Origin of the sequence: Myxococcus sp. RHSTA-1-4 (assembly GCF_020037125.1) — a bacterium.
In the GTDB taxonomy this organism is placed as follows: domain Bacteria; phylum Myxococcota; class Myxococcia; order Myxococcales; family Myxococcaceae; genus Myxococcus.
Window position 1 is genome coordinate 241,566 of the sequence record NZ_JAIQDG010000009.1, and the last position, 22,772, is coordinate 264,337.

2 protein-coding genes are annotated in these 22,772 nt (G+C 69.7%); both read left to right on the plus strand.

What is annotated here, in order from left to right; all coding sequences use genetic code 11:
* The first annotated feature begins 247 nt into the window (after positions 1–247).
* A complete protein-coding gene (locus K8638_RS15365) occupies positions 248–16,717 on the plus strand; it encodes a CARDB domain-containing protein (protein WP_223755270.1) in 16,470 nt (5,489 codons plus the stop codon).
* 120 nt (positions 16,718–16,837) lie between these two features.
* Entirely contained in the window at positions 16,838–22,732 is a 5,895-nt protein-coding gene (locus K8638_RS15370; RefSeq protein WP_223755271.1) for a transglutaminase-like domain-containing protein, read from the plus strand.
* Positions 22,733–22,772: the final 40 nt, after the last annotated feature.

Genomic DNA, 22,772 nt, shown 5'->3' on the forward strand with positions numbered 1-22,772 from the left:
TCTCGTCGGATCGCTGGCGGGGCAGTCGGGGCCACCCTGTCTGTCTTCAGGCGGGCCTCAAGGGCCATTCCGAAACCATGACGGAACCGTGCGCCTGCCGTGACAATCATTTCCTTGTCAAATGCCTTTATCGGTTTGACGCGCGGCCACGGACTCTGTAGATGCCACGCCGCTGCAAATGTCAGAGCGCCGACATTCAATGGCGCGGATGTGCTGCTCGAAGTGCTCATGGTTGCAGGAGGGGGAGATGCGCCGGACCGGGATTCTTGGAAACCAGTCCCTGGGGGGGCTGGTGGGGGCGTTGTGCGTGGTGGCGGCGGCGGCCCTGCCCGCGAGTGCCTTCGGCTCGGAGCATGTCACCGTCGTCCAGCACGACGGGATGCCCTATGGCACCGCGAGCGCGCCCAGGGCCCGTGTTGCGCAGAAGTTCTACGAGACGCACGGTGACGCGTACGACTTCCTGGTGGTCCTGCCCACGTTCGACGTGGACCTGGGCCAGGAGGTCGGGGGCTACCACATCGTCGTCCGCAACGCCGTCCAGGGCATTGGTCTCCCATCGCCCCATGACGTGGGCGCCCAGTATGGAAGTGCCACGCGGCTGAAGGGGTACGTGGACGTCCTGGCCCTGAACCCCGACGCCCTGGGCACCAGCGTGGAGTCCGCCGCCTCCATCCTCGCCCACGAGGTGGCCCACCAGTGGAGCGGACGGGTCGCCTATCTGGATCCCGTGACCCAGGCGCGGAGGACGGACCTGGTGGGGCGGGAGGGCGCTCACTGGAGCTTCTTCCTCGACTCGGACGCGTCCGTGCTCTACGGCAGTGAGTGGACGCAGGAGGTGGCGGGAAGCTTCACGTCGGCACGCTCGCGGACGCGCTACTCCAATCTGGACCTGTACCTCATGGGCCTGCTGGGCCCGGACGAGGTGGGCCCGCTGACGCTGCTCACCCCCGGCGCCCAGGTGCCCCACCAGGCGGTGGACCTGCCCCCGGCGGACGGCACCCGCATCGACGCCACGGCGCGCACCCTCTCCATCAACGACATCATCGCGGCCGAGGGCGCCCGCGTGCCGGCGGTGGGCCAGTCGCAGAAGTCCTTCCGCGCGGCGTTCATCCTCATGACTCCGCAGGGGCAGCAGGCGACTCCGGCGCAGGTGGCCTTCGTCGACGAGCTGCGCCGCTCCTTCAGCAACAGCTTCTTCTTCCTCACCCGGGGGCGCGCCGTCTTCGAGACGGCATTGGTGGAGCTGCCTCCGTCGCCGGGCACCGCGGAGCCCAGCCTCCAGCGGGGCATCGACTACCTGGTGGCCCGGCAGAAGGCGGAGGGCTTCTGGGCGGATGGCGATGGCACCGGCACCCGGTGGCGTGAGACGCAGGTGGCGCTCGAGGCGCTAGCGCTCAGTGGCCTCTCGCCGAGCGTGACGGCCGCGACGGGACGGGGCGGGGGCTACCTCGCGGCCACGATGGGGTCCGGGGTGGATGATGCGGCGCGCAGGGTGCTCGGGCTCGTGGCGGCCCGGCAGACGCCGGAGTCCGTCCAGGCGGCGCTCACCGCCCTCACGGGGCAGCTCGGGTGGTGGACAGGCGGGGGCGCGGGGTTGTCGCAGGGTTACACGCCCACGGTCATCGACTCGGTGCTCGCGGCCCGGGCCCTGGTGGCGGCGGGCGCGACGGCGCCCCAGCTCACGGGCCTGACGGAGTTCCTGCTGGCCCGGCAGTCCATGGATGGAAGCTGGCCGCTGCTGGTGGGTGGCCCCGGCCGCGTCGAGCCGACGGCTCTCGTGATGGAGATGCTGGCGCGGCTGCCGAGGACGCCCGCCACCTACGCCGCCGCCGGCAAGGCCGCGGCGTTCCTGGAGAGCCGCCGCAACCCCGGACATCTCTATGGTGACGAGCGCCCGTCCGCGGCGGCCACGGCCCAGGCCCTCCTGGCCCTCAAGGCCTGGTCCCGGCTGTCCTCGGCGGACGCGGCCACGACGGCCGGTGCGCTCCTGGGCGTGCAGCGGGATGACGGGAGCTGGGAGTCGTCGGTCCACGCCACGGCCTGGGTCGTCCAGGCGGTGCGGACGGCGCTGACGCCCAACCTGTCGCTGGCGCCGCTCGACGTGGCGCTCTCGGCCTCGACGGTGGTGGAAGGGGAGGCCGTCCTCGCGACGGTGTCCGTGCACAACTTCGGAGGCTCCAGGGCGGACGGCGTGCAGGTGCAGGCCTTCGACGCGAACGGCACGTCCCTGGGGGCGCCGCAAACCCTTCCCAGCATTGAGGCGGGGGCCACGGGCACGGTGGTCCTCACCCTCGACACCACGGGCCAGGCGGGGGCCACGCAGGTCTTCATCGTGGTCGACGCTCCACAGGTCGTGGATGAGACCCGGGAGGATGACAACCGGGTGGCGGTACCGCTGACCGTCGAGCTGCCCCCGGCGCTGCTGGACCTGGTGGTGAGCGCGGGCAGTGTCTCCACGTCACCGGTGGCCATCAGCCAGCTGCCCACCACGCTGACGGCGATCGCCACCCTGCGCAACCTGAGCGTGGCGGACGCGGACTCGGTGGAGGTGGCCCTGCTCGTCCACGAAGTTCCCGTGGCGACGACAACGGTGGCGCTGGCCGGGCGCGCGTCCGTTCCCGTGACGCTGACGGGCAGCGTTGCCAGTGCTCCGTCCGCCGTCGAGGTCTCCATCGTGGTGGACCCGCGCAAGCTGTACGCCGAGGGGAACGAGGACAACAACATGGGCACCGTGCAGGTGCCTGTCACCCCCTCCATCGACGTGGGGGTGGCGAACCTGACGGTGACACCGTCCCAGACGCAGCAGGGACAGGACGTGTCGCTCTCCTTCCGCGTGGTGAATGCCGGCACGGTGGACGCGCCCGGCACCACGGTGCGGCTCACCATCGAGTCCTCCGGCGGCGCGACGCTCGCCACGCTGCCGTCCCAGAGTGTCACCGTCCCGGCGGGAGGCTCCGTGCAGCGCGACGTGACGTGGCGCGCGAACCTCGCGGGCAGCCTCGTCGCGAAGGTCCAGGTCCTCTCCGGCCAGCCGGCGCCGGCGGACGGCAACCCGGCGAATGACATCGCGACGGCGGCCTTCACTGTCGACGCCTCCACGCTGGCCAACCTGGACATCCCGGCGGGTGGGCTCTCGCTTTCGCCGCTGCGGCCCTTGCAGCAGGTGGAGGCCACGGCCACTGTCGTGGTGCGCAACGGCGGGGCCTCGGCCGCGGGGCCCTTCTTCGTGGATTTCTTCGAGGGCCCCACCGGGGGCACGGACTCGCGGTTCGCCCGCCGCGAGGTGACGTCGGTGGCCGCCGGGGAAAGCGTCACCGTCTCCGCGCCCTTCACGGTGGCGGAAGCGGCGCAGGCCGCCGTGCGGGTGGAGCTGGACGCGGACCTGCAGGTCCAGGAGATCGACGAGATGGACAACCGCGCGGTGGTGTCCTTCCAGCCGGTGCCCCTCGCGGAGCTGGTGGTGGGCAGCGCGGATATCCAGCCCGAGCCGGTCTATCCCCGCTCGGGCATGGACGTGCCGGTGACGGTATCCGTCCTCAACTCCGGCGGGCAGGACGCGGCGGGGGCGGTGGTGGAGCTGTACCTGGGGGAGCCGGGCAGCGGCGGGGCGCTCCTCGGCAGCCAGCCCCTGGCGCTCGTGCCGGCGGGCGAGCGCGCGGAGGCCACCTTCACGTGGAGCACCACGGGGCTGACCGGGGAACAGCGACTGGTGGCGGTGGTGAATCCCTCGCAGGCGGTCAGCGAGGGCCGGTACGACAACAACCGCGCGGAGCGGAGGGTCCGGGTGCAGGACTCGGCGCTGGCCCTCTCCCATCTCTTCTTCTCGCCCAATGGGGACGGGGTGAAGGACGCCACCGAGGTGAGCTACCGGCTGGCGGCGCCTTCCGCCGTGGACGTGGAGGTCCGTAACGCGGCGGGCGTCCTGGTCCGGACGCTGATGGCGGAGCCGGCGGAGGCGGGCACCGTCAGCTGGGACGGGCGGGATGCGCAGGGACGAGTAACAAGAGACGGCTCGTACCAACTGGCGGTCCGCGCGAGTGCGTCCAGCGGCAAGACGGACCTCGGGATGCTGGTGGCCGTCGTCGACAACAACCGCTCGCGCCTGGAGGATGCACCCGGGTCGCAGTGGCTGCTGGAGAAGACTCTGGAGCCTTCGGCTGGTTCGGGTGTGACTCGGCGTGGGCGTCTCGCTTTCGCGCCCGATGATTCGGGCATCTACTTCGTCGGCCAGCGCCAGTCCGGATCGGCCCAGATGTGTAGCATGTATTTCCAATCGTTGGAGGGTGGGTCACCGGAGCGGGTGCAGCCCGAGTGGGATTGCGACATCCGGCGGATCTACGACGTCTCGATCTCGCCCGATGGGAAGACCCTGCTCTTTCCCATCAGCATGAGTTCTTGCGGTTACAGCAACCAGAACTGCGGCCACCTCGGCATGCAAGACCTTGACACCAAGAAGGTGCAGACGCTCGCACACAATGAGAAGTACAAGTCGGTGTCGGGCTACGTCGTTCCAATATTCAGCCATGACAGCCAGAGGGTTGTCTTCAGTACCCTGGCTTACAATGGCTATGCATGGCGCCACATCCTAGAGGTCATTGACCGGACCGGTGCGAACAGGCGGACGCTGAAGGCGTTGAGCGTACTCGATCCCGCTGAGTACATGTCGGAAGGGGCGTTTTCGCCCGACGGGCAGATGTTCTCCTTCCGGGTGGCCGATCACAGTGACTACATCGCGGACAGGGTCGGAGTCTTCGCCGTGGGGATTGAAGGCGGGACACCCCGGCAGGTAGGACCGCTCAACTATCCCTCCCGCACGGAGACCACGACGTACGTAGGCGGCAGGCGGCATATCTGGTCAACAGACTCCGAGCTCATTTACGGTTCAAATGACGAACTCTTCGCCGTGGCCCCCCTGACAGGGGTGCGACGAACCGTCTTCAAGATTCCGTTTGGAGATTGGGATGGGCGCCTCTTCACCCGGCAGCTCTACTCCCTGTCCCTCGATGGGCTAAAGCAGTCCCTCTACTTCACTTACAGCAAGGGCTCGGACAAGGGGCTCCCCTGGGAAATCTGGTCCGTGCCGCTGGAAGGAGGCCCGGGGCACCCGTTCTATACGGCTCCCGTCGGCGCTGGTGTGCAGGACCTGCAGATTTCCCCCCAAGGCAGTTTCCTCAGCGTGGTTCTGGCACCGGGTGGCTACCGCGCGGTCTCCTCACTGGAGAACCTGGGGGTGCGCGTGGTGGCCACGCGAAAGACGGGCTCGTCGTCTCTCACCCTCCACGGGACGGCGATGGACAAGAACTTTGAGTCCTACGAAGTCTCCGTCCGCGCCATGCCCTCGGGGACGCCGACCGTCATAGCGCGCTCCAACCAGCCCATGCTGAACGGCACGCTGGCCGAGTGGACGCCCTCCGCGCCGGGAATGTACGAGGTGATGCTCAAGGCCACCGACAAGGCAGGCAACGTGCGCACGAGCCGGACGTTGGCGGCGTGGACTAGCACGCCGCTGCTGGCGAACCTCTGGCGCGAGCCCGAGTTCCTCTCCCCCAACGGTGATGGGGTGCAGGACGTCTCGGAGCTGCACTACACCAACACCGCGCCACTCACGACGCAGTTCGAGTTCGTCTCCTCGGCGGGCACCGCCGTCCGCCATGTCTCCGTGACGCACACCGGGGCGGGTGACCAGTCCTTCTCCTGGGATGGCAGGAATGACCAGGGCGTGGCGGTCGAGGATGGTGTCTATACGGCCCGGACGGAGGGAGCCTCGCTGCGCTTCGTCGTGGACAGCAGCCCCCCCGACCTGGAGCTTCGCTTCTCGAAGAAGCTCCCGGCCGAGCAGAATCCGCCGGAAGGCGACGTCTTCGCATATGGCTTCGCGGACGCGCTGTCGCAGCCGGAAGGCCATCGGTTGATGGTGCCCGCCGTCCAGCTCCGGACGAGCTGGCGGGCCGAGGATGCCAACCTCGTCGGGTGGACGCTGGAGCAGCGGGCGCCCGCGAGCGTCAATGACTTCACCACGGTGAGCGTCGGTCAAGCCGCGTTCACGCAGACGAAGGTGGAGGTGCTGGACAGGCCCCTGCGGTTGCGATCACTCAGTGGGCGCGCGCTCCGGCTGAAGGCCTGGGACAAGGCCGGCAACGCGAGGACGACCCTCCCGCTGTCGACGCCCGAGGCCATGTTCGTCACCGCCCTGGGAGAGGCCGCGGAGGTGGGGCCCGAGTACGGCCACCTCCTGCTTGATGGTCGCCAGGTGCCGCGTATCGACCGGCTGACCCCGCTGATGGACGCGAATGGCTTCCCGCATGTCTTCGCCTTCGCGCCCCAGCACTACGCCTTCGCCCTCGACCACTCCTCCGACTCGCCTCTCGTCAGCTTCGCCGTCCGGTACACGCGGCGGGAGACCGGCCAGTCGCAGCTCGACACGCAGAACGTCAACGCGCTGGGAGATGCCGTGGTGCTCTGGGACGCCCGCGCCCTGGCGCCTGGAGCCTACGACGTCGACGTGGAGGCGACCGCGGCGGATGGGCAACTCTTCCGGGCCAGGGTGAGGTTCGAAGCGCAGCTCTCGGAGCTGCGGGTGTGCACCGCCCCCTCGGGAGTGGGTGAGTCCTCCAAGGTGACGTTGACCCTCTTCACGGCGGCCTCCTTCCTCCTCGAGCCAGGGGCCGCGGTGGACTTCGTTGCGCCTTCCTCGTCGCAGCCGGAGCGGACCTACTCGCTCGACGACATGGTGCTCCAGGCGCGGCCCGATGGGACGGCGACGCTGGAAGCGAACCTCGACACCTCCGGCCTCACGGGGTGTCAGTACCGCGCGAGGTTCCGCGGACGCACCGTCCTGGGACAGCGGCTGGACACCGAGAAGACGGTGAACCTCTGCGGAACCTTCCTGACGGGAGCCGCAGTGACGGACACAGGGGCCTCCCTGACGTTTGCTGAGACCTTCCGCAAGCCGGTCTCCGCCATGGAGGTCTTCGTCCAGGGCGGTGGCTCATCCACCTGGAGGAGTGTGGGGACGCTGGGGGCCTTCAACGGGACGGCCCCGGCCCTGGCGGTGACGAGCGACGCCTCGTGGGCATGCAGCGAGCAGAAGGTGCGGGTGGTGACGTACTTCGCGGATGGCAGTGCGCCCGTGGACTCGGAGGCCCACTCCGAGAACACCTGCACGGCGTCCGCGACGTTCGACGTGCCCTGCACCCGGGTGAAGGTGGAGTCCGTGGCGCGCGTGGAAGGCCGGGCTCCCGCCTGCACGCCGCAGGATCCCCACTTCACCGTGGCCTTCAGCGCATCCGCTGAGGGCGGGGGCAACGTACGGGAGATTGCCGCCTGGGTGAGGCCGCACGCCTCCACCACGGTGACACCGGTGGTGGTGGAGCCCTTCACGGCGGCCCCCAGGGTGGAGACGACGGGAACCTTCTCCTCGGCGGGCTTGCCTGATGGCCGCTACCTCGTGACGGCCCAGGCCACGGACAGCTTGGGCCTGACGGTGACGGACATGCTCGACGCCGTCACCGCCGCAGTGGATCGGCAGGCTCCCTCCACCGTCCTGGACGTCCCGGCCTCACAGGCGGTGGTGTGCCCGGTGCGCATGCGGGACGCGCAGGGCCGCCAGCGCACGGCCATCGAAGTGCGGGGCACCATCTCCGACAACCTCCTCGATGGCTACGCCGTCCTCCTGGGAGAGGCGGGCCATCCGCTGGAGCAGCAGGCGAGCACCTTCTACGCCATTCCGCAGGCCCGGACGGTGACGGGCCTCCTGGCGCAGGTGGACACCAGCCGCTTGGCCTCTGGCGATTACGAGATGCGCCTCAGCGCCTGGGACGCGAGTGGGGGCAGCTACTGCTCTCCCGTCAGGACCTTCCGCTACGTCGCGGGCGTGGACATCTCGCGCTTCGCGGCGGCGACGGATTTCGTGGCACCGGACCAGGGTGGCACGACGCTGGATGCCACGCTGACGGAAGACGCAACAGTCACGGTGACGCTGGCGCGGCTGACTGGCGAGGTGGAGGGGCCCTCCCTGGGGACCCTCTACCAGGGTTCCTTCGTGGCGGGCGCCAACACCGTGGCCTGGGATGGGCGCGGCCCGGCGGGAAGCGCCCTTGCGGATGGTGACTACGTGCTGCGCCTGACGGCGGGGAACGCCTGTGGCGCGGAGACGAGCCGGACCACCCGGGTGCGGGTTGACGCCCAGGCGCCGGTGGCGCGAATCGACTCGCCGGCGGGGGGAAGCGTGCAGGGTACGGTGACGGTGCGCGGTGAGGCCAGCGACACCAACTTCCTTGACTACCAGCTCTTCGTGGGGGAGGGGACGGCTCCCACGAGCTACACGCTGGTGCAGGCAGCGTCCGCGCCAGCCACGGGTGCGCTGGGGACGGTGGACACCGCGCGGCTGCAGCCGGGGCCGCATACCCTGCGACTGGTGGTGAGGGACACTGCGGGATACACCTCCACGGCGCTGGCGACGGTGGACGTGTCGGCCCGAGGCGTACTGGGCGGGTTCTCGCTCGCGCGAAGCGTGCTGTCACCGAACGGGGATGGGGCCCAAGACGTCACCCAGGCCGGATTCCGCCTGCTGTCGGCGGCCACCGTGCGCCTGGAGGTGGTGGATGCTGGAGGACAGGTGGTGGGGCTCCCGCTGGCTTCCACCTCGCGGGACGCGGGCGAGCACACCGCGCCGCTGGAGCTCGCGCTCCTGCAGCCGCTTCCGGACGGAGAGTATCGCGTGCGCCTCGTGGCCACCGCGGGCGCGACGACGGAGGAGGCCGAAGCCCCCCTGACTCTCGACAGGCAGGTGCCCGACGTGGCCGTCACGGCGCCGCAGCCAGGGGCCATCGTCCGCGCCAGCGTGGACGCCGTCGGGAGCATTGACGATCCCCACCTCGAGACCTGGACGGTGCTGCACACGTCCCCCGCGGGGACGACGAGCACCGTGGCCTCGGGGACGGCCCCGGTGAACGGGAAGCTCTCCGCGCTCACGTCGCTGGCGGAGGGCTCACACACGTTGACGGTCCGCGCGACGGACGTCGCGGGCAACTTCCGCGAGACGGTCATCGCCTTCTCGGTGGATGCCACGCCGCCGGTAGTGGCCTTCACCGCTCCGCTGGACGGTGCGGTCCTCACCGGACTTGATGGCCTGGTGCCCGTCACCGCCACGCTGGAGGAGCCACACCTGCGGCGCCTCACGCTGGAGTTGCTGCGCGGGGACGGCTCGGCGCCGGAGTTGCTGGCATCCTGGTCCGAGTTCCCCGGGGACAGCATCCTCCTGCGCTGGGACGTGGCCGGGGCGGCGGATGGGGATGTCACCCTTCTCCTGAAGGTGGAGGACCAGGCGGGCAACACCGGTGAGAGCCGCATCGCTCTCACCCTCGATAGCACGCTGCCACAGGCACACATCACCTCGCCGCGGGACAGCGTCCTGCTAGCGGCGGGCACGATTTCGGGCACGGCCACGGACGAGCGTCTCGCGGAGTACCATCTGGAACTCTCCGATGGCGTGCCCGCGACGGCAGCCCGGTTCGTGACGCTGGTGAAGGGCACGTCACCGGTGGCCGAGAGCACGCTGGCCACCCTCGCGAAGACGCCGGCCGACGGCGACTACACGCTGCGGCTGACGGTAAAGGACCGGGCCGGCAACGAGCGGGTGGACGTGGCGGGCTTCTTCGTGGACCGCGCTCCGCCGTCCGCCCCTGCCGGCCTGACGGCCCAGGTGCGGCCGCCGAATGACGTCACGCTGACGTGGACAGCCAGTGGCGACGCGGACCTCGTGGGCTACCGCGTGCTGCGAGCGGAGGGGGAGGGCCCCATGGCGCCCATCGGCACGGGCCTCGTGTCGGGCACGACGTTCGCCGAAGACAACCTCTCGGCCGCCGAGTACCGCTACGCGGTGGTGGCGGTGGACAGGGCGCAACAGCAGAGCCCGCCCTCGCCGGAAGCCGCGGTGGACTTCGCGCCTCCGGCGGTGGCTCTCGACTCGCCGGCGGATGGCATGGTGGTTTCCGGTCAGGTGCAGGTGAAGGGGAGGGCCTTCAGCCTGAAGGACTTCCGCGAATACCGACTCTCCGTGGGGGCGGGTGCGCTCCCTACCGCCTTCACGCAGCTGGCGCGTGGTACAGCGCCGATACCGGGTGACGTGCTCCTCCTGTGGGACACCAGCACGGTGCCGCAGGGCTCGCAGCACACGCTGCTCCTGGAGGCGGAGGACACCTCCGGCAACGTGGCCGATGCGCGCGTCGTGGTGCAGGTGGACAACACGGCGCCGGCGGCGCCGGTGCTGCTCTCGGCGACGGCCAGCGGCTCCTCGGTGACCGTGCAGTGGACGGCGAATACCGAGACGGACCTGGCGGGCTATCTGCTCCTCGCCAATGGCGCTCCGGCCAACGCGCCTGATGGCGCTTCCCCAGGAAACTACCTGGACTTCCTGTTGCCGGCCGGGACGACGCAATTCATCGACGCGGGCCTGCTGGACGGAGAGCTGGAGTATCAGCTCTACGCGGTGGATGTGGCCGGCAGCCTCAGCGCGCCCTCGCAGCCGAGGACGGCCATCGTGGAGACGCGGGCACCGGTGGCGATGTTGGTGACGCCCAGCCCCTACAGCCGGCTGTCCGGACCGGTGGCGGTGCAGGCCAGCACCACGGACCTGGATGTCGCCCAGGTTCAGTTCGAGGCACGCGCGGCCGGACAAGGGGCCTTCGTGCCCCTCGGGCCCGCCGCGACGAATTCGCCGTACTCCGCGATGCTGGACCCCGCGCAGTTCGCCGCGCCGGTCCTGGAACTGCGCGCCGTTGCCACCGATACCCGTGGCAACGTGGACCCGGCGCCGACGTCCATTCTCGTTTCGAGCTCGCCCGACCTCGTGGCGCCCACGGTCACCGCTCGGGCGACGGGCTCCGCGGTGGACTTCTCCTGGACGGACAGCAACCCCTCGGGGCTCGTGCTGGGCTTCGACGTGCGGCGTGGAGGCACCTCGCTATTGCCGGAGCCGCCGCGCCCGGCTGCCACGGCATCTGCGAGCAGCAGCGTCAACGGCTCCACGCCGGCCCAGGGTTTTGACGGTAACAGCAACACCGCCTGGCAGTCCGGGCCCGGTCTGCCCCAGACCTGGGAGATGGAGTTCGGCGCTCCAGTCCCCCTGGAGTCACTGCGGGCCGACCTCAGCTGGGGATCCACGGTCCAGGTGTTCCTGAAGTTGAATGGGACGTGGGTCCCCATGGGCAAGCCCGTGGTGGCCAGCAGAGACTACGTCTCGCTGAGCCTGCCCCAGGTGTGGGGTGCCGAGGGCGTTCGCCTCCAGTTCCTCAGCGGTTCCAACACCACTGGCGTATCTCTGAGCGAAGTGACGCTGGGTCTGGCTCGCCTGACGACTTCTGCGTCGTTCTCCGAAGTCGATGTCCCCGAGGGCACGCACGCATACCAGGTGGTAACAGTGGGGAAGTGGGGGCCGCGCGCGGAAGGCACGGCCCAGGCCCGGGTGTACCGGCCGGACCTGGACTGGCCGGCACAGACGCGTGTCGCGACGCCCACCGTGCGGTTGAGCGGCTACAGCCCGGTCGCGGAGGTCTCCATTGACATTCAGCGTGACGGGGCCGTCGTGGCCCAGGCAGAGGCGGATACCTCCGGGATGTTCGAGGTGCAGGCTCCCCTGCAAATGGGAGAGAACGTCCTCTCAGCCGTCGCTAGGGACACCACGGGCAGCAGGAGCATGGAGTCCTACCCGGTGTACGTCACTCGAGTGCCGCCGCCCTCCGCGGGGGTGACGCTGGCGCCGGCCGAGGTGTCGGGCCTGAGCGTGGCCCTGGCCTTCTCTGTCTCCGGTGACACGGTCGACGTAGCGGGCTTCGAGGTGTGGCGGGCCTCGGGGGCGGCGCCGGCCGAGATGGTGGCCACGCTGGCGGCGGATGCGCGTACCCATCTTGACCCGGGCCTGCGTAACGGCACGTACACATACACGGTGGTGGCGGTGAATGAGGACGGCTTCTCGGGGACGCACTCGAACGCGGTGTCCGCCACGGTGGATGTGCCGCTGCTGGCTCCGCCCGAGTCCCTGGCTGTATCCGCGCCCGCAACCGGTGGGATGCTGGCACTGACGTGGACGCACGCTGCGGGCGGCGCAGCGGGCTTCCTCGTGGAGCGAGCCCTCGCGGAGCAGGGACCGTTCACGTCTGTCATGGTGGCGGCCACTCCGGATACGACCTACACGGACCGGCGCCTGGTGAATGGGACGCGCTACTACTACCGGGTTTTCGCGGTGGATGGCGGCGGCAACCGCAGCTCGCCTTCCGTGGTGGCCTCGGGAGTGCCGGGCGACACGCAGGCGCCCGATGCGCCCTGGCTGAAGTACCCAACGGCCTCTGGCACGCCCATCGTCCTCTCCAACTCCGTCACGGAGGTGGTGGGCACCGCGGAGCCCCTGTCCTGGGTGGACCTGTACCGCAACGGTCGTCAGGTGGGGCGCACCCAGGCCGGGGCGCTCAAGGTCCAGACCCGGAAGAAGACACTGGCGCTGTCGCGCCGAAGCATTCCGGCGCTATCTGCCGATGGCCGGAAAGCGGCCTACGCCTATCAGGAGTCCAGCTCGGTACGGGGCATCGCCGTGGAGGACCTGGAGACGGGGGGGGTGGTGAAGTCGACGCTGCCGGGCGCGAACTTCCAGGGTACGCCCGCCTTCTCCCCGGACGGCACGCGGCTGGCCATGGAAGCCCAGTCGACGGCGGGGGAGACCCACGTCTACCTCGTGGACGTCGCCACCGGCGCGGTACAGCCGCTGCTTGCGGCGCCCACGGGCCAGGAGTTCGCGCCCACGTGGGCACCGGACGCGTCCCGGGTGGCAGTGCAGTACCGCGACGCGGACGGCATCCATTCGCTCATGGTGGTGGAGCTGGCCACGGGCGTGCAGCAGGCCCTGCCGCAGGAGGCGGGGATGAATGCCCGGTCGCCAGTGTGGCTACGGGACGGACGGCACCTCGTCGCCATCCTGGTGGATGGCGACGGGCTGTACCACCTGCGGCGCTTCGACACGCAGGGCGATACGCATGTCGACATCTTTACGTCGCCGGACATCCGGGCGCCCATGGCCGTGTCCCCTTCCGGTCGCGAGGTGGCGCTTGTCTCGCGCGTGCCCAACAGCTCCCAGACCTCTCTATTCCTCGTGGAGGTAGGCGCGGGGAAGACCGAGGGGCGGCGGCTGCCTTCCTCGAACTCCGCGGATGGGCCGCTCTTCACGCCCGATGGCACCCGCGTTCTCTTCACCCAAAATGGCTACCTGGTTCGCCAGGAGGTTTACAGCGACGTCGTGGAGAACCTGGGCTACCTGGGCGAGCGCCTCCTGGCTGGGGCGGGCGACAGCCTCATGTCGTACATCGGCTCCTCCAATTCATGGCTCACCTATGTGGAGCTGTCGGGGCGCTTCTCCTTCCCCGGGATCTCCCTTGAGGTCGGCGACAACTTCTTCAGTGCCGTGGCCGAGGACGCGGGTGGCGCGCGCAGTGGCTCCTCGCTTCCCATCGAAGCGCGCTACGTGCCCACCTCGGTAGCGGACCTCACCGTGTCCGCCGTCCTCCAGCCCGGGATGCCCCTGGCGACTGACACCACCCATGCCGTCATCACCGTCTCCAACACGGGCACGGCTGCGGCGACGAACCCGCGGGTGGCGGTGACGGTGGTGACGGGGAACGGCTCACTGCGGCCTTCCCCCCTCGCGCAGCTGAACCAGACGCTGGCCGCCGGCGCCTCGGCCGTTCTCCTCGTGCCCATCGACGTCACCGGCTTGGTGGGCCCGCAGCACCTGAGCGTGGTGGTGGACCCGGCCCACCAGATTTTCGAGCTCGAGCGCACCAACAACGAGGTGCTGAAGCCCTTCACCGTGGCGGAGGACACCCAGCCCATCGTCGCGGTGGCGCTCGACGCGGCCTCGGTGCCGGTGAATGGCACGCGCACCGCCACGATGTCGGTGGCCAACCCGAGCACTGCGCCGCTCTTCGGCGAGGTGCGCGTGGACCTGCTGGGTGCGGGCGGAAGCGTCGTCCTCGCCCTCGGCTCCGCCGAGTTCCTCACGCCGCTTCCCGGCGGCGAGGAGCGCGCCTTCACCCGCCCGGTGGCGGTGGGAACGTTGCTGGCCGGCGACTATGAGGTCCGGGCCACGCTGTGGAGGGACGGTGCGGTGGTAAAGGAAGACCGCGCCCCGCTGACTGTGCTGCCGGAGCGGGCCGTCCTCGTGGCGGTGAGCACGTCGCGCACCCGCTACCTCACGGGCGAGACGGTGGAGGTCAGCTCGGACGTGACGAACACCTCGCGCAACAGCTACCTGGAGGGCGCGGTGAGCGTCGTGACGTTGCGGAACGCGGGCGGCGCCGTCGTGGGCCAGCAGGAAATGCCCCTGCCGCTCATGATGTCCGGACGGCGTGAGACGCGGCTGACGTCGTTCGCCACCGGCACGCTGCCGCCGGGACAGTACGGCGTGACGAGCGACGTGCGGCTGGGCACCCAGGTGCTGGCCCAGGCTCAGGCCACCTTCACGTTGGAGGGCCGGCCGCTGTTCGCGGGCCAGGTGTCCATCGCCGGCCAGACGGGCTCGCAGCCCGTCGTCCGCGCGGGCCAGTCCGCCACCGCCGAACTGCGGGTGGAGAACCGCGGGACGGCGCCGGAAGTCGATGCCACCGTGCGCCTCGTAGTGAGCCGTCCCGACGGGACGTACCTCTCCGCCGGAACCTGGCCGCTCGCGATGCTGGCGCCGGGCGCGCAGTGGATGCAGCAGCACGTCTTTTCCACCGCGGGCTGGGCGCTGGGCTCCTACGGCCTGACGCTGCTGGTGGAGCGCTCGGCGGGCTCGGAGGTACTGTCCAACCTCACCTTCCAGGTGACGGATGGCCAGGCGCCCCGGCTCGAGCTCGTCAACCTCACCGAAAGCATGTTCGTGCGCGAAACGGTGAGTGCCCGGGTACGCGCCCTCGACGACGCCACGGGAATCGCCGTGCTTCGGGCCGTTGTTGACGGCGCCAACGCGTCGGCGGTGGCGCTGGCGCCCCTGTCCGGCAACGCGCTGGATGGTGTCTGGAGCGCCAGCATTCCGCTCGCGACCGAGGGAAGCCATACCCTCGTCTTCAGCGCCGCGGACGGGGCGGGCAATGACGGCCGGACGCTGCCGTCGCTCGACAACCCCGTGAGTGTCACCGTCATCCGGGACACCCTGCCACCCGTGCTGACGGTGACGGGCGTGCCCGGCGAGGTACCGGTGCATGGCCCCGTAACGCCCGTCTTCGAGGCACAGGACACCTACCTCTCCTCGGTGACGGCCACCCTGAATGGCGTGCCCTTCACCTCGGGCACCGCCGTCTCCACGGATGGCGTCTATGAACTCCACGTGGTGGCCACCGACCGGGCCGGCAACACGGACCAGGAGCTGAGGCGCTTCACCCTCGACACCCAGTCTCCACGCATCGTGCTGGGGGGCGTGGCGCCGGGGGCCCTGGTCAACCAGGACGTGACGCCCACGGTGTCCGTGACGGACCTCCACCTCGAGACTTCTGGCACCACGGTGACGCTGAACGGTCAGCCCTTCACCATGGGCACCCAGCTCACGGAAGACGGCGACTACCTCCTGCGTGCCCAGGCCCGGGACGTGGCCGGAAACGTAGCGGAAGCGAGCCTTTCCTTCACGCTCGACAAGACGCCGCCCACCATCCAGGTGACGGGGGTGTCCGAGGGCGCGCAGGGAGATTCCTTCACCATCCACTTCACCGCCACGGACCTCCACCTGGACGCCCCCAGCGTCCTCGCAACGCTGGACGGCAACCCCTTCACCAGCGGGAACACCGTCACCGAGGAGGGCGCCCGCGTGCTGCGGGTGCGGGCCTCCGACCTGGCGGGGAACACGCGCGAGGTGGTGGTGAACTTCTCCGTCGATAGCTCCGCGGACCCGCTGATGCCGCCCTTCCCCTATGCGGTGTGCGGCGTGCAGGACGCCTTGGTGTACGGGAACGCGGAGGTGGTGGGCCCGGCGACGGGCGACAAGGCCTCCGTGGCCGCCAACAGCCTGGCGTACGTTGGCCAGAATGCCTTCGTGTCCGGCGACCTCGTCGGCGGCCACTCCGCCGTGGTGGAGGTAGCCCTGCTGAGCGGCTCGCTGTACTACGGGCAGGGCTACACCCTGGGCGAGTACGCCACCGTGCTGGGAGGCATCCATCCCGTCGGCACGCTCAACCCCTGCCAGTGCAGCTATGACGTAATGGCGACGCTGGCGCAGGCGAGCGCGGAGAACGACAACGCACGCATGGCCTCGCTCCCGGACAGTGGCACCTGGTGGGTCAACGGAGCCTTCGAGCTGAACGGGGCCCACGTGGCGCTGCCCTCGGGCCGCTACTACGCCGACCATCTCCACCTCTCCGGAGGCTCGACGCTGTCGGCACAGCCGGGGGCGCGGGTGCTGCTCTTCGTTCAGAACGACGTGCAGGTGGATACCGGCTCGACGCTGGGCGCGAGCCCTGATGCCTCCCACCCCATGGTGGTGGTGACCGGCTCGTATCACATGGAGGGTGAGTCGGTCGTCGTGAACAACGCCGCGGACGCCTCCCTCATGTTGTACGCGCCCAGGAACTACCTGGCGCTGTCCACCAACACGACGCTGTATGGCGCCCTCATGGGCAAGACGGTGGACCTCTCGGGGGAGCAGCGGGTGGTGCTGAAGCCCGGGTCCCAGGTCTCCCCGCCTCCTCTCTTCTGCGAGTAGCGCGACATCATGCTCGATTCATCTCCAAGGGGCGCTCTGGGGCTCGGACTCGCCGCTGCGCTCACGACGCTGTCCGTGGCGGTCGCCGCCCCCGTGAAGGGGGCGGCGGCACCATCGCGCGTGGTTTCCTCAGCACTGGTGATGCCGCCGGGAGTGGGGGCGGACATCGACCTGGCTCGCGTCCGTGAGCAGACCCGGCTATTCGAGGAGGCACTCTCGCGCCACCGCGCGGCGGAGGAGGCCGTGCGCTCCACCAGAAGGCCGGTGGAATCGCTGGCCCAGGCCCGGTCGCTGGTGGCGAAGAATGGCCAGACGCAGGGGGAGCGCGGGCTCGCGACCGCCCAGGTGGAAGCAGTGCTGTCGGAGTTGTCATCGGAGAAGGAGCGGGGGCTGCGGCACCTGGACGGGCTCGAGGCGTCGCTCCCGGATTCGCCTCACAAGGCGATTTGGCAGGAGCGGCTGCGCCGGCAGCGGGAGTTGCTGGCTTCCCGAGAGGCCGAGGCGCGGGGGCTGGGCACACGGGCCACCGAGGCGCTGCGCGCGTACGACGGACGCATGGGAGGTCTGCTGCGGTTCCTGCACTCGCTGACGGGCAGCAGGCCGGACGCGAGGCTGACCGCGCTTCAGTCCCGCCTGGAGGAGTGGTCGGCGCCCGCGCCCCAGACGCTGGGGGCGGAGCTGACATACGTGAGGGGGGACGTGGCCCCCGGAGCGCTTCTCAGTGGGGAAGTAACGCCCGCGTACCTCGCGGCCGCCGGCGTTATGCCGGCCCTGGAGGACACCGAGACGGGCCGGGAGGTGGAGCTGTCCGCCGAGTTGGTGGCGAAGGCACGCGAGCTGGGCACGGCAAAGGCCGCCCATGACTTCGTCAGGAACGGGGCGCGCCTGGAGTGGTACTTCGGCTCCCTGAAGGGAGCCACGCAGACACTGAGGGACTTGCGTGGCAACGACGCGGACCTGGCCAGCCTCCTCATCGCCCTGCTGCGCGCCCAGGGCACCCCGGCGCGCTACGTGCGGGGAACGGTGGAGTTGCGGCTCTCCGCCCTCGCTGCCGCCATGGGGTTGCTCTCGCCCGAGGAGGCCTCGGCGCTAGATGCTTCCCAGCATGGCGGAGCGCCCTTCGTCGTCTCCGAGCTCCTCAGGCAGCGTGTGCTGCAGGTGTTGGCGGCGGCGGCCATTCCCTTCGAGCCGGTGAGTGAGGGGGCACAGGTGGTGGCGGTGCGCCTGGCGCACATCTGGGTGGAAGCGTACCTGCCCTATGCGGACTATCGTGGGGTGGGGGAGGGCGGCAGGCAGTGGGTACCGCTGGAGCCGGCATTGACGGGAAGGGCGAAGGTGGCGGCCACGTCTCCCGTGCTGTCGGCGCTGGAGGCCATGGCGGAGACACCCACCTCGCTGATGGACGCCTACCTGGCGCAGCGCTCCGCGCAGTCACCTCTGGAGTTCGTGAGGGGGCGCATCCAGGCGTGGCTCGCGGCCCAGAGGCCGGACGTCACCTATGAACAGGTACTACGCACGGTGAGCGCGCGTCCGGAGGCCCTGCCCTTCATTCCCGGCTCACTGCCGTACCCGGTGGTGTCGGTGCAGGAGGAGCTCGCCTTTCTTCCCGAATCGGCCCAGCAACGGGTGCGCCTGTCGGGCGCGGACGCCAACGGCCCGCTCTTCGATGTGACGCTGCCCCTGCACCAGCTCACTGGCCACATCGCGGTGCTGGGGTACAAGCCCGCGACCGCCGCCGACCAGGAGCTGGTGCAGTCCTCGGGAGGGCTGTACCTGGCCCCGGCGTCCCTCGTGGACGTGGTGCCCGTGGTGCGAGTGGGAGGCCAGGAGGTGGCCGTGGGCGGGCGCGCGGTGGGGTTGGGCACGCAGCACACCTGGCGCCTGGAGCTGCTGCTGCCGGGCGGAGCGGTGAGGCAGGTCGAGAACCGCGTGGTGGCGGGCAACTTCATCGCGCTCGGGGTAGGGGCACCGGGCAATGCGTATGTCGAGGGCGAGGGCCCGGAGGGCCTGGACGGCGCCGCCGTGCGCTTCCTCTATGGCCGCGCCGCGGCCTATGCGAGCGCGTGGACGCAGAGCGAGGAGGAGCTGGCGCGGCTGACGCAGGTGCTGCCGGTGCGGCCCACGGGCAACTTCGTGTTCGTGCAGAACCAGCTCCAGGTGGACTCGGTGCTGGGAGTTCCGCGGCGGGTGGAGTGGAAGGGGCTGGAGCTGGACGCGGACCTGCGCACCCTCACTCCGGTGGAGTTGAGGGCGGGGGCGGGCCGGGAGCTGCTGCGGCTGTCCGGCTACGAGGGCAGCTTCCTGGAGGCGCGGGTGCTGGCGCAGGGCAGTGGCGTGCCCACCGTGGCCTCCACGTCAGTGCTGCAGGAGGCGGCCCGCCAGGGCATCGCCATCCTGAACCTGACGCCGGAGAACCAGGAGACGGAGCTGCCGCGACTCTCCGCCACGCCCGAGGTCCTTCGGGATGTGCGGGACCTGCTGGCCCTGGGGCGTCACGTCCGGATTCCCGCCACGCCGGTGGTCCTCGAGGACTGGACGGGGACGGGCTTCATCGCCCATGCCCCCGCCACCGAGGAGGCGGGCTACTTCCTCTCGGGGCGGCTCTCCGGAGGACAGACGGTGGTCTCCCCCGGCCGGTGGCCAGAAGCCACGCTGGTGGAGCAACTGCGCCAGCCGGACGCGCCGCCCGCCGAGGAGGACGTCACGAAGGTGGCGGAGATTACGAAGGTCGCGGAGACGGACTTCCAGCAGACGCAGGCGGGGAAGCTCGCGCCCAGACAGCTTCGCGTGTACGTCGTCACGGAGGACGGCAGGCCCGTGAAGGGCGCAGCGGTGACCTTCTTCCGTCACGGCGACGCGAAGCCGGGGCTCGCCGCCCAGGCGGAGACGCTGCAGGCCGTCCTCAGCGGCCCGGGGAGCCAGGTGGTGGAGCGCGTCCACGCACTGCCCGCCGAGGTCACCGTCACCACCAACGAATACGGGCAGGCCGGTGTCTACATGACGCCCGACCCGAACTTCAGCCGCGTGGCCATCTTCGCCCCGACGACGCCCGAGCAGCCGCACGCGCAGCTCCTGGGACTCAGCGAGGTGCTGGCGCGGGTGACGGACGGGAATGGCAACCAGGTGCAGGTGGTGGACTCCTTCCGGGTGACGGCCCTGCCCGAGGCACCGGCGCGGCTGGTGCCCTTTCCGGGCGCGCTGGTGCCCGCGGCTCCCGCGGGGCTGGAATTGGGGCACCCGCTCGCGGTGTGGGTGCAGGACCGGTTCGACAACCGCCTGGCGAACCAGCCGGTGACCTGGACGAGCCTCGCGGGCGACAGCCGCTTCTTCGACTATGACGGGCTGCCTCCAGACTCCCCGCTGCGCAAGGACCTGAACGTGCGGGTGCTGGACTTCTTCGACCCGCTGCAGGTGCCGAGCGTGATGCGGCTCTCTTCCACGGAGGGGCAGGTGAAGGTGGACTTCATTCCCGGCTACCAGAGCACCTCGGGCGAGGTGCTGGCCCAGGTGGCGGGGCTCACCCAGACCTTCAGCGTGCCCACGGAACAGCCGGACTACGTGTTCCGGCCGGTGATTCAGCGGGGTGTGCAGTTCGGTGGCATCCACGGCACGCGGCTGGCCTCGCCGGTGGCGGGCGTGGTGCTGCGGCGGGTCTCCGGGGGCGGCTGGGTTCCCCTGGAGGGCCCGGGGGGAGACCTCTCCCGCGTCGAGGTGACCATGGAGGTCCGGGACCGGCTGGGCACGCTGCTGCTGTCGGAGACACGGGTGCCTCGCGACGTGGACACGAGCATGCCCGGGGATGACCGGACGAAGGCCATCTTCTGGCCGACCTACGTCGTGGAGGACGGCTACCAGTACATCACCTTCCGCGGCCGGGTGGACGAGACGCAGGACTCGCGGCAGGTGTGCTGCGGACAGTCCTTCTACATCGAGGCGCCCTCAGGCCGGGCGAAGCTCTCCGTGGCGCAGGTGAAGCCGACGCTGGAGAAGGTGGTGCTCGCGGGCGAGCCCGTGCTTGCCGCGGAGACGCGGTACCTCGAGCTATCGGTGAGCCACCCGTCGGATGCGCCCCTCTACCTGCGGGTGGTCCAGACGCCGGTTTCGGGGACGGGAGACATCGTCCGCGTCCCGGGCCCGGACGTGTTCAAGCGGCACCCGTCGGACGCGAGCCTGGTGGAGGTTCCCGCCAGCCTCGGCACGAGCCAGCGTCCGGACGGGACGCTCTCGCTGAGCAGGACGGACTTCTCCTTCCCGGTGGTGCCGGACACGGTGGGCGGGCTCGTCAGCTTCGAGCTCTACCAGGACCGCGCCGCATACGGCGAGCCGCCCGCGCTGTCGGCGGTGCGGGTGTCGCGGAAGGTCGAGGTCCTCGCCAGCCCCTCCTTCTACCTCGTGGGTGACGACGGCGAGCGACTGAGCACCGAGGACGACCCGACGACCTTCTATGTCGGCCTTCAGCCGTACGCGGACTATCTGGCGGGTCAGGCCCGGCGGTTCCGCGTGGAGCTCTGGCCGCCGCCCACGGACGGCCGGGAGTACAAGGCCATCCTGAAGGGCGTTACCGGGCAGTGCGGTGTGGAGACCCGGGTGGAGCTCGCGCTGACCCTCGCCAACCAGTACCGGTCCGAGTGGGTGACGGCCGTCGCGGGGTATTCCTCGCGAGATGACCTGTTCGGGGAGGCGGCTCCACCCGAGACCGAGCTGCCCGATGATGGCGGCTTCCCCCAGTCGGTGGTCTCGGGGGATGCGGGTGATGAATGCGCTCGCGACGTCCTTCCCGTTTCCGGCGGAGCGGACGGCGGTGATGGCGGCGTCGGGCCGGCTGGCCAGGATGGTGGCGCGCTCATGGCGGTTCCGCCGGGAGGCGCGCTACAGGTCGAGGTGCAGGGACTCGGCGAGAAGATCGAGAAGAAGGTCCGGGACATTGGCATCGACCTCATCACCAGCAAGTCTGACTTCGATGCGGCCCCGAACCGGGACCCGGCAGCCCCTGGCGTCGTCTGGAATCCCGCACGGCTCTGTGTGCCGGAGTCAGGGCAGACGGACCCGCCGGCCACCTTCGTCCTGAAGAACACCCAGGGGCTCGAGAACCTGATTACCTGGAGCCTCGATGCGAACGGCACCGGGGTTACCTTCGTGGGTGGCAACAAGGGCCCCAAGGTCCAACTGTCTCCCGCGACCACTACGGGCCCCTTTCCGGGCCTGCCCGGCAAGGTTGGCCTCGAGATTTCGGTGGACAAGGCGAAGTCGAGGGCTTCTGCCTCGCCGCTGACCCTCACGGTGAAGAACTACCGGACCATCAAGGTCCGGCCCTTTGCTGTCGTCACGGACTGCGATGACGCGGACGAAGTGAGTGAAATCCTGCCACCTGAGTGGCTCGCGAAGGACCTGGCTGCCACCAACAACATCTGGCGCCAGGCCTGTGTCCGGTTCACTCGCGTGGACGGTGATGGACCCGCCACGTGTCGAGAAGCTACCGCAGAGCTCGTCGCGGGAGATTACAGCACGAAGCTCGTTCACGAGGTCATGCAACTCGATACGCTGTCTCAGCCGGATCGGAAGGCCCAGTTCGGCTCGGAATACATGGAGATGTATTACCGGCGTAGGTTCATCTGGACGGGGAATCGATATGTCCTCGCGGTGGCTCTGCCTCGAGCGGGAATCGCGGTTGCTGCCGGCAACAACGTGCGGATGGACCCCAAGACCCATCGCCAGCTGGATGCGCTCAAACCGCGCGAGCGTGAGCTGTCCACCGCGCACGAGTATGGTCACCACCTGGGACTCAACAACACGGATGGCACGGTCGAGCCATCCAAAGTGGGCCCCTCCGGCAGGCCTCCGTACCTGCTTCCCACGACGCCTCCATACGGCGCCGAAGAAACGAAGGAGTATGGCCACGCCATGAACGACAATTCACTGATGTATTTCAAGACCGGACCGGAAGCGGGCAGCGTGGATATTTCCGAGGAGGAGGCGGACTTTGTCGACAGGGTCAATCGCTCGAGTTCTCTGTAGCCTGTTTTTTCTGGCCCTGGTTGCTGGCGCCTGCAGGCCG